The organism is Polaribacter sp. Asnod1-A03 (assembly GCF_045063585.1).
Taxonomy (GTDB): Bacteria; Bacteroidota; Bacteroidia; order Flavobacteriales; family Flavobacteriaceae; genus Polaribacter.
Genome location: NZ_JBEFOE010000009.1, coordinates 1090813 through 1104796 on the forward strand (window position 1 = coordinate 1090813; position 13984 = coordinate 1104796).

The window sequence follows — 13984 nt, forward strand, 5'->3', positions numbered from 1 at the left end:
GTTGGCAATAATGAAAGAAAACCTCGAACAAGAATTAGACTATTTAGGTTCAAATATTGAATTAACAGACTTCAATACTATTGAACGTGGACTGAAATTTTATTTGAGATTTGAATTAGGAGAACCTTTTGAAAACGGAACAAAAGAGCGTGTGAATCAAGCAACAAAACGTGCGTCAGAACTGTTTGAAAACCATTTTGAGGAAGATTCGGAATTATATACAATTATTTATGATTTCGGAGACGATATGTTTGCTGAAACGCCGAATCACATTTATGAATTGTTAAAGTCGGAAAAGATACAGACTCAACAGTTTGAGGAGAATCTCGCAACTCGATATTTTGATGATGAAGACAATATTGAGAGAATTAAAGGAAATTTAACTATCTGCAAAGTAGAAAAGAACGGAATTAACTATCAAGATATATTTAATGGAATTGCCAATACAGAAATGGGCTTTTCACCAACAATTCATCAATTAGTGTACTTTTTTCAACCAAAAACTAAAAAATGGTTTTGGATGTATGATGACAGAGGTTGTTTAATGTTTAGTAACGAAACAAAAGATTTAAAATTAAACATATTGAAATTTGACAAATGGATTGTTGAATCTCAAAGAGAAGTAATGGAAAAACAATTTGAATAAATCACTATTGCCAACACCATATATAATTTATTGCTGGCTTCTTGCCTACTTGCGAAAATCCTCACGGATTTTCTTGGTCAATAATTATTTACTAAATTAGTTGCTCAAACCACGCAACAAACCATATATAAACACGTTAGGCAACATTAGAACAAAATTATGGAACAATACAAAAATCACATTAGACAACCTCTGAATTTATATTCCATCTTTGGATATCTATTACCCGGTTTCTTTTTAATATCTTTATTAGTTGTTGATTTTGACGGTTCAACATTCATTACCAAATATTGGGAAAACGAAAAAGTTGTTAAGACAGATTTTTTAGCCGATTTAAAACTTAATTATATTCTTGATTTTTTTTCAACAGGAACATTATCTGATTTTAAATTCATTCCATTTATAATATTCTTATTATTTTGTTATTTAATTGGACACGTAATTTCCGCTATTTCAAGTTTATTCATCGAAAAATTATTTGTGAAATTATTATGGGGATTTCCTTCAGGAATTTTAGTTTCTGGACAACAAAACATTAAATATAAATGGTTGTTTGGAAACTACAGAAAACCACTCAAAAGTCAAATGGTAAATGGTAAATGAACTCAAAAAATCAGCTAAAGACTTATATGGTTATGATGTAAATAAAGAAGATTACTATTGGTTATTTTATTCATTCATAATAACTAATCGTCCATATTTAGCACCGAGAGTTCACCATTTCGTGAATTTGTATGGTTTCTCAAGAAATGTTTGTGCAACCTTTCTCATTTATATTTTTTTGAGAATTTGTTTTTTAAACTGGGTAATTGGCTTGCCTATTAATTTGGCAACTTGGAGTATTTTGATACTGTTCATATTCATCGCATTTTTTATGTTTTGGAATTATATAAAATTATTTAAAAGACAAGCAGTTGACATATACTTCTTATTTCTATCTGTAATTCACGACAAAGAAAAAGAAACTGAAAATTAAAAAACGTTGCCTAACACCGTATATAATTTATTGCTAGTTCTAGCCTACTTACGAAAATCCTCGCGGATTTTCTATCTGTTATTTATTTGCTAACTTTAGTGCTTAAAACACACAACAAACCATATACAACAACGTTGTACCCAATGCGAGAAAAACATCAGAATGAACATTAAAAGTCTGGCAAATAAGATATTTGGAACTGAAAATCCTTATCCAAAAGGAGGAGAAGTTTTTCAAGCAATGAATGATGTTGAAATTACATATTTAACTCATTTTATGGCACCATATACTGGTGGAGAAAAAGCAATACTTCTTAAAGGAGAAAAAGTTTTGGTAAGTAAACCGCTTAACTCTAAACCAAAAGGATACTATTGCTATCCATTAAATGCAGACGAAGTTGAACAGAGGATAATACCAAATTCTGACAAAAAAAATCCAGCCTATAATGGATTTAGTCTTTCAATTGATACAAAATCTTTGAATACGGATTTTATAAAAATAGAATTAATGCCAATAGAATACAGAAAAGGAGACGCAACAAGTCCGTTTGATGAGAACACAAAAATAATAACTCATATTTGTAATGATATTGGAGGTTGGGGAAAAGGATTTGTAATGGCAATTACAAAAAAATGGAAAGAACCTGAAAATGAATATCGAAAATGGTATAAATCAAAAATTGGAGAAGAAAGCAATATTGTCGAATATCAAAGACTGACTAGAAGAGATGAATATTCAAACGAAAAGGAGTTTAAATTAGGTAATGTTCAATTTGTTAAAGTATCAAACGGTTTGTGGATTGCAAATATGATTGCACAGCATAAAATCAGAAAAAATAATGACGGACTTCCGCCTATTCGTTATCCTTTTGTTCGTGAATGTTTGGAAAGAATACGTGTATTTGCTCAAGTAGAAAATGCGAATGTTCATATGCCAAGAATTGGTTGCGGACTTGCTGGCGGAGAATGGACAAAAATTGAGGAAATTATTAATGATGAACTAATTGCTCACGGAATTAAGACAACAGTTTATGATTTCGAATAAATCACTGGGTACAACAATGTATATAAAACATAGCTAATATAGGCTTTCCGAAAGGTTTGTGTGTATTTGCGAAGAACGCCAAATTTTTAAATTTGGCTTTTAGATAAATAAAGATAAAAAGAAAAATTTAAAAATTCAGCTCGTACATAATCCGAAAAAATAGCGTCTTTTTACACGCTACGTTTCATATACGAGACCGTTGTAGTGCATTTGAGAAAAACATTTAGGATGATAAGAAACTATTGGAATGAAGAATGGAAAAAAATAGAATTTGACGATGGAATTGCTGAAAACGAAAAGTTCAAAATCTCAAATTATGGGCGAATTTTAAACTGTAAAAACGAAATCGAATTTGAAGTTAAAAAATCATACATTAATGGATATCAAAATCTTCCGCTAAAACAGAAAAGGAACGGAAAATCGACCAGTAGATACGTACACAAACTTGTAGCGGAACATTTTCTCGAACGAAACGACGGAATTTATGTCATTCATCTGAATTACGACAAAACCGACAATCGAGTAGAAAACTTAAAATGGGTAACCAAAAGAGAAAAGGAACTACATCAATTCAATAATCCGAATTGGAAAAAGGTTTTGGAAAAAAGAGGTAAAAAAATTGGAAAACTAAACGAAGGAAAAGTTAAAATCATTAAGCGTCAATTGAAAAACGAAAAAAACAGAATCAATATGATTGCGAAACGATTTGGAGTTTCGGATACGCAAATTCATAGAATAAAAAGAGGAGAAAATTGGAGTCAAGTAACCGAATAATAAAAACGCACTACAACACCGTGTATAATTAATTGCTGTTTTCTTCTCTACTTACGAATATTCCTGCGGAATATTCACAGGTTCATAAAAGTTTACTAATTTAGTTGCTAAACCACGCAACTAACCATACACAAAACCGTTGCCAACAATATGAAGAAAACCCAAAAAAGGAAGATATTTAAACGAATATTTTTTGTTCTGACAATTTCAGGACTTCTTTTTTTGCATTTTTATGTACCAAGATTTATAACTGAAATTAAGAATCCTCTCATACAATTAATTAAAGGAAATTATTTAATTACAGCAGTTCCAATTTTCGAAAATAATGAACTAAATGGAAAATACATTAACTTTAATTCATTTGACAATGCAAAATTGTCAAGTTATTTAACTTACTCAAGTTTAGATTCAGTAAAAGGAACAATCATTTTATTACACGGAATTAGGTCTAATAAAGAAAGTTTTATTGAATTGAGTAATAAACTATCAAAACTTGGTTTCAATTCAGTAGCATTAGATTCGAGGGCTCACGGACAAAGTGGTGGAACACATTGTACTTTCGGAGTAAAAGAGAAAAAAGATATTTCTGAATTAATTAATGTTTTATCAGAAAAAGAAGGGATAACTGAAAATATTGGAGTTTGGGGACAATCTTTAGGAGGAGCTATTGGTTTACAAGCTATTGGAAATGATAAACGAATTAAGTTTGGAATAATAGAAAGTACATTTTCCGATTTTAAAACAATAACAAATGATTATTTTAACTATCACGCTGGATTTAATATTAGACCTTTAACTAATTATTTGGTTTATAGAGCTGGACAAATTGCTGAATTTGACCCAGACGAAGCAAAACCAATTAAATATTGTGAAAACATTGAACAGCCTATTTTAATTGTTCACGGAAATAAAGACAAAAGAATCAATATTCAATATGGTAAAGATAATTTTTCAAAAATCTCAAGTACAAAAAAAGAATTTATAGAAATCAAAAATGCTAATCACTTGAATGTCTGGAAAACTGGAGGAGATGAATATTTTGAAAGAATAATAAAATTTATAAAAGAAAATACTGTTGGCAACACCGTATAAAATTAATTGCTGGTTTTAGCCTATTTACGAAAGTCCTCGCGGACTTTCTATTTGTGATTTATTTGCTAACTTTAGTGCTTAAAACACGCAACTAATCTTATACAACAACGTTACCACACATTTGACCAAAACCTATGAAAAAGACAATATTTATTGTATTAATTACATTTTTTTCAATCCAAATCAATGCTCAAACAATTGATGGAAAAATAGAAAAACTATTAGAATTAGATGGAACTATAAATAATATAGAGAAAGTAATTTCACAAACAATCGAATATCAAAAGCAAAGTAATTTAGGAATTTCGGACAATTATTGGGAAGCTTTAGAAGAAAAAGTTAGTAAAAAATCTTTGGCTGAACTTAAACTAATCGTTGCTCCTATTTATTCTAAAAATTATACAGAAACCGAAATTGATAACCTTATAGCTTTTTTTAGTTCAAAAACAGGAAAGTTGATTACAGAAAAACAGCCAATTATATTAGAAGAATTGAATTTACCAATAATGCAATGGTCACAAAATTTAGGTTCTTATGTCATAGAGGAAATTGAAAACAAAGGTAAAAATGAATCGAACTCTGATGAAGAAGAAAAATTCAAAACAGAATTTAAAACAAAATATGGATTACAAATACTAAATCTTACGGACCTTGCAATCGACCAAGAGAATAATATTGGAGATTTATTAATCGACTTTGGAAAAACAGACGGTAAAAAAGATATAACCAAGATAATTCGAGTAAAAAATAATTCAAATAAAGAAATTGAACTTGAAGAACCTGAATTTATAACTAACAAGGAAATCAAATTTGACTTAGGAAATAAACCTCTTAAAATCGGAGAAACAAGGGATTTAAAAATTACTTTAATCGCTGAATTAGCTGAATATGAAAGTTATTCAATGTCGAGTATAAATTCAAGTAATGGAAGTAGAATCCAATTTGGAATTAAATACAATGCACCTGCAAAAGAAATTAATTTTAAGATTTCAGATAATAAACTAAAGTTTAAAAAATTCAAACAAGACTTATCTAAACCATATATTTTTATTTTAAAGAACACAGATAAAAAGGACTTTCATATTTCTGATATCGAAATTGATAATGAAATTGCTTATTTAAGCTATAATAGAGAAACTATAAAACCAAATGAGGAAACTGAAATTAGAATTATTTTTTCAAAAGAATTAATTTTAAAACAGAAAACAGAAAGCGTTAAATTGGAACTGAAAGTTGATTTAACAAAAGGTGAAAAACAAGGAATTTCTAGCTTTTCAAATAAGACCATTGAATTAACAATTGAATAAAAACGTGTGGTAACACCGTATATAATTTATTGCTAGTTTTAGCTAGTTTACGAAAGTCCTCGCGGACTTTCTATCTGTGATTTATTTGCTAACTTTAGTGCTTAAAACACGCAACTAATCATATACAACAACGTTAGCACCAATTAGAAAAAAATCCTATGAAAAACTTAAAATTATCATTAATATTTATGCTGCTTTCAGCATTTCTATATTCGCAAGAAGAAGTTGAATTAAATAAAAAAGGAATAGAATTTGCGAAAAAAGGAAAGATAGAAAAAGCATTCAAATTATTCGATAAAGCAATCAAAACAAATCCTAATTTCCCAAACGCATATTCAAATCGTGGAAATGTATATAGAATGAGAAAGGAATATGATTTAGCTATAAAAGACTATTCTAAATCTATTGATTTAAACCCGAAAAATGTTGGTGTAATTTACTCACGAGCGAGTGTATATTTAGCAAAAGAGGATTTTAAAAATGCGATAAAAGATTATTCAATAATTATAAATGAAAATCCTTCATATAAAACGATTTACTTTGACAGAGCATATGCAAATATCAGACTTGAAAACTATGAAATTGCCAAAACTGATTTGGAATCTCAAATAAAAATTAATCCTAAAGATTTTAAATCTCTTGCTAATTTAATAAACATTAAAACAAAGTTGGAACTGTATGAAGAAGCAAAATTAGATTATGAAAAGATATTAAAAGACTTTCCAAGACAACCAAATTTACATATTCTTTATAATAATAGAGCAAGTCTTTATCAAGAAACAAATGAATTAGAAAAAGCTTTGAAAGATGCGGATAAAGCTATAAAACTGAAAAAAAACTATTCTTTAGGAATTCTTAATAGAGCAAGTATTTATCTAAAATTAGAAAATATGAAAAAAGCTTGTAAAGATTATCAGAAAGCAATTAAATTAGGTGTTTTAGAAGAAGAACATTTTAAAGCAGACGAAGATTTTGAGAAATTGAAAAAGAATTGTGAAAAATAAACTGGTGCTAACACCGTATAAACTTTATTGCTAGTTTTAGCTCACTTGGGAAATTCCTTCGGAATTTCGCCGTTCGTGTTTTATTTAGTAAATTCACTGCTTAAACAACGCAACAAAGCTTATACAACAACGTTGGCATTAATTCGCATATCAGAATAAATAAGCTTTCTTTTTACAATAAAGTAATACTAGTCTGAAAATAAAAAAACTATCCAATCACCCATAAACAATACATTGACAAATTAATGTCGTGTAAATGACGTACAAAAAACGTGGCAATAACTAGACTTTGACGGAACATTAAAATTACTTAAGCTATATATTTGAAAAAATTAAAAATAACTTCTAAATGAGAAAAATAGAATTTTCTAATGCTGTTAAGAAAATTAGAACCGAAAAAGGCTTATCACAAGAGGATTTATCTGGAAAATCTGAATTAAGCTTAAGAACAATTCAACGATTAGAAAATGGTAAAAGTGAACCACGTGGGGATACATTAAAAAGGTTGACAAATGCTTTAGAGTTACCTGCTAATTATTTTAACAGTATTTTGTTTGAGAATAAAAGCAATAAAAAATCATTCAAAATCCCTTGGTTCATATTAGGTTTTCTAATTATCGGTGGTTCTGCTGGTTTTATTTTAAGCTTAATTCTAGCTAGCACAGGAATTATACCCTATAATGAATTCAGTTTACCATTTGTTATTGCAATTACAATATTTTTTACTGGAATTGGTGTTATAACTGGAAACATTATAGAAAAGAAATATGGAAAATAATCATCTTTTAGATTTAAAAACACCAAAATTATCAATAATGAAATATATTAAGACTTTTGCTTTAATCTTTTTTTGTATCTCTTTTACATCTTGTATTCAAAAAAATAATCTATCTGCTGAAATTGTCGGACTTGGAAATGACACTATTTATATAGAAAGCTATAAAATTTCAAATATTGAAGAAGACCCTATTATTGACACTATTTATTCTAAAAACGGAAAATTCTTCTATGACTTACCCGTAAACGAAGCTATTATAAGTATAGTAACGCCAAGAAAAGCAGAATATACCCGATTAGATAAAAGTCCATATAGACCACTTGAAAAATCAATACTTCTAATATTAAAACCAGAAGATAGAATTTCAGTAAAAGGAAAGCTTGAAAAACTGAATCTTAAATATCGAGCAAAAGGTTCAAAAATTAATAAAGAATATAGTGATAATAGAAATGAGTATGTTGCTTCTCTAATAGAAAAATCAAAAATTGAATTAGAAATAGACTCGTTAATGTTTAATAATGGAGATAGAGAAACAATTAATGCTCTTTTTAAAAAGCGTAAAGAATACTCTATAATTGCAAGCAATTTTCAATTAAATTATATCAATAATAATTTAGATAAAAGCCTTTCTGCCTACTATTTATCAAGACAACCATTAGATACCATAGGGAAATATTTTAAAAAATTGGATAAATCAGTAAAAAATGAAATGTTTCAAAATTTATTGAATTATCAATTTACTAGATTTCAAAAATATACAAAAGTCCGAGAGGCTGAATCAAGAATTAAATTAGGAGGAAAAGCACCTGGGTTTTCACTAAAATCTATAAACGAAGAACATTATTCAGTAGACTTCTCAAAAAACAAATTTACTATACTGGATTTTTGGGGTAGTTGGTGTGCACCTTGTATTTCTGGATTTCCAAAAATGAAAGAACATTTTGGAAAATACAAAAACCGAATTGAGTTTATTGGCATAGCTTGTAATGACACAGAAACAAAATGGAGAAATGCGGTTAATGAACACGAATTAAAATGGAAAAACCTTTTCAATGACAATGAAATTGACAAAGATGTTTCTGTTAAATATGCTGTAAAAGGTTATCCAACAAAAATAATAATAAATTCAAGTGGAATCATAGAAGGAATATTTAATGGAGAAGGAGAAGATTTCTATAATAGACTAGATGAATTAATGAAAAATTAAAAAACTAATGCCAACACCGTATAAAATTAATTGCTGGTTCTAGTCTACTTACGAAAGTCCTCGCGGACTTTCTATCTGTGATTTATTTGCTAACTTTAGTGCTTAAAACATGCAACTAATCTTATACAAACCCGTTAGGCAACATTTAAACTCAGAACAATATGAAAAGAACTTCATTAATATTATTAACATCTATTTTACTTATAAGTTGTAAAAAAAAAGAGGCAATTAATATTGAAAATATATCTAAAAAATTCAATTCAAACGTTGAGAACATAGATAAAATTAAATACAATGGACAACTTAAAATGCAATTGAGTGATGGTAATGTTTCAGAATATAATGGAGTAGCACTAATTGAAAAAGAACCTAATGATACAATTTTTGGATTTTCATTTTATGGAATTAGAACTAACATAGATAAAGCAACTATTTATAAAAACGGTGTTGGATTTTTAATCTCAACTGAAGATAATAAATTCAAAAGTGTAGATCCAGAACCGTCACTTTTGGGAAGATATGGTGGACCAATAATTTATAAAGACTTCTTTAAATTGGAAAATGTTTATAAAAATGTTAAAGTGTCTGAAACTGAAGATAGTTTTATTCTTGATTATGTATTTGAAGATGATTTAAAAAATAAAATAACGCAAAAAACGAAAAAATTAGAATTAGACAAGAAAAATTTCCTTCCAAAGAAAGTAACTACTTCCTTACAGCCAGATTTTGGAGACAAACAAACAATAGTTTATGTGTTTGAAAACCTAAAAACAAATGAAAATATTGAAAAGAACATAAATGAATATATTCAAGATTTAAACAAGTTTGAGTTAATTAAAGAAGAAAACCCCAAACCAAACGCTCTTCTGAAAAAATCGTTACCTGCAATTTCATTAAAAAACTTGTTTAACGAAAATGAAATGGTTGCAATAAAAACAGACAAAATTACACTCATTGACTTTTGGGAAGTTTGGTGTGGGCCTTGTATTGCTTCATTTCCAAAAGTTGAGGATTTAAAAAATAAATTTTCTTCTAACCTAAATATTGTCGGAATAGTTTCAGAAGACAAAGAAAATGCAGTAAAATTAGTTAATAAAAAAGGAACTACTTTTTTGAATTTAATTGGAGACAAAGAGTTAAAGGAAGCATTCAGCGTCAATAGTTTGCCAAGATATTTTTTAATAGACAAGAATGGAATAATTCAAAAAGAATATCACGGGTTTTCAGACCAAATTGAAAAAAATATTGAAGAACTAATCCGGAAATAAAAAAACGTTGCCTAACACCGTGTATAATTAATTGCTAGGTTCTTCCCTACTTGTGAATATTCCTGCGGAATATTCACAGGTTCGTAAAAGTTAGCTAATTTAGTTGCCTAACCACGCAACTAATCATACACAAACACGTTGTGGCACATTATGACCCGTCCTGAATAAAGGCTACATAATTTTAAACATTATGTACAAAAATGACAAAGTAATTAGACGGTATTCAGAACCTTTTAAACTAAAAATTCTTGATGAACTCAGTAAAGGTAAACACACAAAAAGCGAACTTTGTAAGCTCTACTCTATTGCACCCACAACGATTAATGAGTGGATTAAAAAGTATAATCGTAAAGACTTAATGAACACCAGAGTAAAAGTNACTATTGCCAACACCGTATAAAAAAAATTGCTAGTTTTACCTAAACCAATGTTAGTTGCTCGTTTGCTAGCTTCTGATTTTCCTTCGGAAAATCCTCGCACACAAACACGCAACTTTCCTTATACATCAACGTTGGGTAACATATTACGAATGAAAGAAAAATTGTCTTTAATAATTATATTTTTTGTCTTTTTTATAGGTAACTCTCAAGAAAGAAAAATTGAAAAAATTTACAGTGATTGTTATTTTAATGCAATGCCTGAAAATGGAAAAGAAGTAAAAAAATATTATAAAATTTATGAGAATTTATTAATTTCTAATGGCTTTTTAAAAGATAATTCTGGAAAAAGTTACTATAAATTGTTTGAAAAAGTAATGACTGAAAAATTTGTTGATACTAAAACGAACTTTTCATTAATTGACTCAATTAATACACTTAATTATTCAAATTTAGTTCACGCAAATGAAAAATGCACAGAAAAAATTAAGTCCTTAAAAAAATATAAGAATTCAAATACTTTTTTGCTTGAAAAAAGAATGGATTCTATAAAGGAAGAATTTGACTTAAAAAATGCTTCAGAAGTTTTTTTGAAAATTTTTGACTATCGAGATTTTGAAATTGAATTTTATAAATTGAGAGTTTTATTAGTTTTGGAAATGAACAAATCATTAGCGGAATTTGAAATTGAAACACCTAAATATTCCAAAGAAAGAATTGAAAACTCTTTGAACATTTATTTGTCTAAAGAAAATATTATCTCTATTAATGGAAAAAAGACTTCAAAAACAGAATTTAAAAAGGTTTTAGAAGACTATTTATTAAGAAACAAAAAGGAATCATTAATAAGCATAAAATCGAGCAGAGATGCTCAATATGGCGAATATCTAAAACTTAATGAAAATTTAGAATTAATTTTTTCAAATTTCAAAAATAAAATATCAATTCAGCATTATAATAAAAACTTTGAAGATTTAACGAAAAATGAAAAAGAAGAAATTGAAAAAGAATACTCATTTGAAATTTATCATAAAGAACCTGAATAAAAAATACGTTACCCAACACCGTACAAAATTAATTGCTTGCTTCTAGCCTACTTACGAAAATCCTCGCGGATTTTCTTTGTTAGTATTTATTTATTAACTTTATTGCTAAACCAACGCAACTAACCTTGTACAAACACGTTACCTGCAAGCTGAACAAACCGATGAACACAGAAGAATTAGTAAAAGCATTTCATACCGAAAAACAGGACTTTCTAAAAGAATACTTATCCGAAAATCCTGAATCTGAAGTTGGACAATTAATAAAATCTCTTAATCTGACCAACGAACAGAATGTAATAATGGAAAAAATTATGAATACTACTTTGACTGATATTTTTTATACTATACTTTTAGGTTTAGATGGTTGTGCTTCGATTGGTGGAATACAAGAAATGTATGAACTGAAAGACGAAAACGGAAATCAATTGAATCGAGAAATAGAAGGTTATGCTTATAAATATTTTCATGAATCAGATTAGATAGATTATGGAACTAATCGGTAGAATAAATAGAAGGAAAATATACTACGTTCAGATTAGAAATAACTCTGACTGGAAGTTTTCATTACCTAAAAATGATTGGGTCGCTTTTACAATCGCGAATAAAGAAGACGAGGACTTAGTTCCGGCAACTGTAAAGATATGTATGGATAAAAATGTAGCTTTCACTTGTAGTGCTGGAACTTTAGCACTCTCAACTGAAAATTATTTTGACGAAGAAATAGCTTTCCGAGCTTTGGACTATGAAATGCGGACAAAAAACGAATTTGATTTTGAAAATACACCTATTACAACTTGTCATCAAAATTTCAGCGAAGGATTTTGGTTTTCAGCAATAGCAGCTCACGACTCTGATAAAGTGATTGATACAATTGTTTGCTTGGACTTTACTAAACGAAAAGTAAAAAGACATTTAATAGAATTAATAGAAAAAATTAACAATGGTTGGTTGCCAAGCGACGAGGAAATTGAACTTGCTGAATATGATAGCTGATAAAAAAGCCAGCAGGTAACACTGTGTATAATTAATTGCTTTTTTGTGCTTACTTACGAAAATTCCTGCGGAATTTTCTCTGGTCCGTAAAAGTTTGCTAAATTAGCTACCAAACCACGCAACTAACCATACACAAACACGTTAGCATTTATTAAAAAAATGAAATATAATAAAGGACATTTTTATTTGACTTGGATAATTTTTGGAATGATTTGTATCTTTTCATTTAACCAATTTATTAGACTATTGAGTGAATCATTTATCGTTTTAGGAATAATTATAAATATAGAGCCTATTTTTCTGAAATATTTAAACTTCATCGTTTATGGAATTGTTGCATTAGCTTTAATATTTATTTCAATTAAAGTATTCAATAAGAAAACGATAGTAAATTATTCACCAGACTTTAAAAAATTAAGAAAGAATTTAATTTTAATTCTTGGAGCAGGTATATTATCAAAAGTATCAGAGCATTTTTTAATGGAATATAGAATTGAGATTTTTAATGAATATATTGAAATCCATAACGTTGAATTTAAAGATATATATCAGACTCTGATTATATATCCTACAATATTTTGGTTATTTATGTTCTTATATTTTATAGTATTATTCTTTATCCTAACTAAAAAGATTGAAAAAACAAGAATGGAATAAATGAGTTGAAAATAATTGAAATTTTAAACTCAAAAAGCTAAATTATTATTCAAACCCTGAATTTCCAATATTGCGGAATTAAAAGAACTTATTGGAATTTGAGTTCGTTTGTGAAATATGAATTATATGCGAAACAGAAATTCGCGAATTATTACTCAATCGGATTTGAAAATCTGCACGAAATTAAAACGAGGATTTACTCAAATGCTGAAAATAGAAAAACAAATGCTAACACCGTATATAATTTATTGCTTGCTTCTCGCCTACTTACGAAAGTCCTCGCGGACTTTCTTGGTCGGTAATTATTTACTAAATTAGTTGCTTAAACCACGCAACAAACCATATACAAACACGCTGGCACAAAGTTAAAACTGAATCGATAAAAAACAAATGATTAGGAATTTTATAAAGATATTTCTTGACAAAATGAAAGGAATTGAATATGGTCCAAAAATTAATAAGGAAATTACATTGAATGAAAAAACAACTAAAGGAGAAATCAAATCTTTAGTTTCAACAATGGGAAATAAAATTATTTTGAATTTTTACGACGCATTTCATAATCTTCATCCAACTGAAAAACCTTGGGCTTTAGGAGATTCAGGAGCCTTCACAGATGTTCGAATTGATAATGAAAAAATAAAAGTGAAACGAGGGAATCATGGCTGGATGGATAAAGAATGGTTTGAAATTTCAAAAACGGAATTAATCGACATAATTTTTAAGAGCAGGAATTTTAACGGAGGAAAAATGAGAATTGAATCCAGAGTTGCAAGAAAGATTTGAAGAAAAGATGAAAAAGGAAAATCATTAAT

Annotated in this window: 16 protein-coding genes; all 16 read left to right on the forward strand. The window is 28.3% G+C overall.

The window, feature by feature from the left end:
• Window positions 1–10: 10 nt before the first annotated feature.
• The 16 genes from ACJJVY_RS05280 to ACJJVY_RS05355 all read left to right on the forward strand — a co-directional run bounded on the left by ACJJVY_RS05280 (window position 11) and on the right by ACJJVY_RS05355 (window position 13955).
• Complete coding sequence (locus ACJJVY_RS05280) at window positions 11–646, forward strand: DUF3885 domain-containing protein (protein ID WP_405605905.1); 636 nt, start codon at window positions 11–13, stop codon at window positions 644–646.
• Window positions 647–805: 159 nt separating this feature from the next.
• Entirely contained in the window at window positions 806–1249 is a 444-nt protein-coding gene (locus ACJJVY_RS05285; RefSeq protein ID WP_405605907.1) for a hypothetical protein, read from the forward strand.
• A gap of 535 nt (window positions 1250–1784) precedes the next feature.
• Window positions 1785–2666: a macro domain-containing protein gene (locus tag ACJJVY_RS05290; protein ID WP_405605909.1), complete on the forward strand. Its 882-nt coding sequence runs from the start codon at window positions 1785–1787 to the stop codon at window positions 2664–2666.
• Window positions 2667–2894: 228 nt separating this feature from the next.
• On the forward strand, window positions 2895–3440 hold the full coding sequence (locus ACJJVY_RS05295) for an HNH endonuclease (protein ID WP_405605911.1): 546 nt from the start codon (window positions 2895–2897) through the stop codon (window positions 3438–3440).
• Between the two features lie 222 nt (window positions 3441–3662).
• Window positions 3663–4532 (forward strand): alpha/beta hydrolase, encoded by an 870-nt coding sequence (locus ACJJVY_RS05300; protein ID WP_405605913.1) that lies wholly within the window; start codon window positions 3663–3665, stop codon window positions 4530–4532.
• A gap of 134 nt (window positions 4533–4666) precedes the next feature.
• Window positions 4667–5839 (forward strand): DUF2059 domain-containing protein, encoded by a 1173-nt coding sequence (locus ACJJVY_RS05305; protein WP_405605915.1) that lies wholly within the window; start codon window positions 4667–4669, stop codon window positions 5837–5839.
• 158 nt (window positions 5840–5997) lie between these two features.
• Window positions 5998–6843 (forward strand): tetratricopeptide repeat protein, encoded by an 846-nt coding sequence (locus ACJJVY_RS05310; protein WP_405605917.1) that lies wholly within the window; start codon window positions 5998–6000, stop codon window positions 6841–6843.
• A gap of 349 nt (window positions 6844–7192) precedes the next feature.
• The gene (locus ACJJVY_RS05315) at window positions 7193–7621 is read left to right on the forward strand and encodes a helix-turn-helix domain-containing protein (protein ID WP_405605919.1); all 429 of its coding nucleotides are present in this window, start codon (window positions 7193–7195) and stop codon (window positions 7619–7621) included.
• Between the two features lie 37 nt (window positions 7622–7658).
• Window positions 7659–8828, forward strand: coding sequence for a thioredoxin-like domain-containing protein (locus tag ACJJVY_RS05320; RefSeq protein WP_405605921.1), 1170 nt, complete (start codon window positions 7659–7661; stop codon window positions 8826–8828).
• A gap of 161 nt (window positions 8829–8989) precedes the next feature.
• On the forward strand, window positions 8990–10096 hold the full coding sequence (locus ACJJVY_RS05325) for a TlpA family protein disulfide reductase (RefSeq protein WP_405605923.1): 1107 nt from the start codon (window positions 8990–8992) through the stop codon (window positions 10094–10096).
• A gap of 190 nt (window positions 10097–10286) precedes the next feature.
• Window positions 10287–10496, forward strand: a complete 210-nt coding sequence (locus tag ACJJVY_RS05330) for a transposase (RefSeq protein WP_405605925.1) — start codon at window positions 10287–10289, stop codon at window positions 10494–10496.
• Window positions 10497–10523: 27 nt separating this feature from the next.
• Window positions 10524–11519: a hypothetical protein gene (locus ACJJVY_RS05335; protein ID WP_405605927.1), complete on the forward strand. Its 996-nt coding sequence runs from the start codon at window positions 10524–10526 to the stop codon at window positions 11517–11519.
• A 161-nt stretch (window positions 11520–11680) separates the two neighbouring features.
• Entirely contained in the window at window positions 11681–11998 is a 318-nt protein-coding gene (locus tag ACJJVY_RS05340; RefSeq protein WP_405605929.1) for a hypothetical protein, read from the forward strand.
• 7 nt (window positions 11999–12005) lie between these two features.
• Window positions 12006–12512: a hypothetical protein gene (locus ACJJVY_RS05345; protein ID WP_405605931.1), complete on the forward strand. Its 507-nt coding sequence runs from the start codon at window positions 12006–12008 to the stop codon at window positions 12510–12512.
• A gap of 159 nt (window positions 12513–12671) precedes the next feature.
• Window positions 12672–13169 (forward strand): hypothetical protein, encoded by a 498-nt coding sequence (locus tag ACJJVY_RS05350; protein ID WP_405605933.1) that lies wholly within the window; start codon window positions 12672–12674, stop codon window positions 13167–13169.
• A 426-nt stretch (window positions 13170–13595) separates the two neighbouring features.
• Window positions 13596–13955, forward strand: a complete 360-nt coding sequence (locus tag ACJJVY_RS05355; protein WP_405605935.1) for a hypothetical protein — start codon at window positions 13596–13598, stop codon at window positions 13953–13955.
• Window positions 13956–13984: the final 29 nt, after the last annotated feature.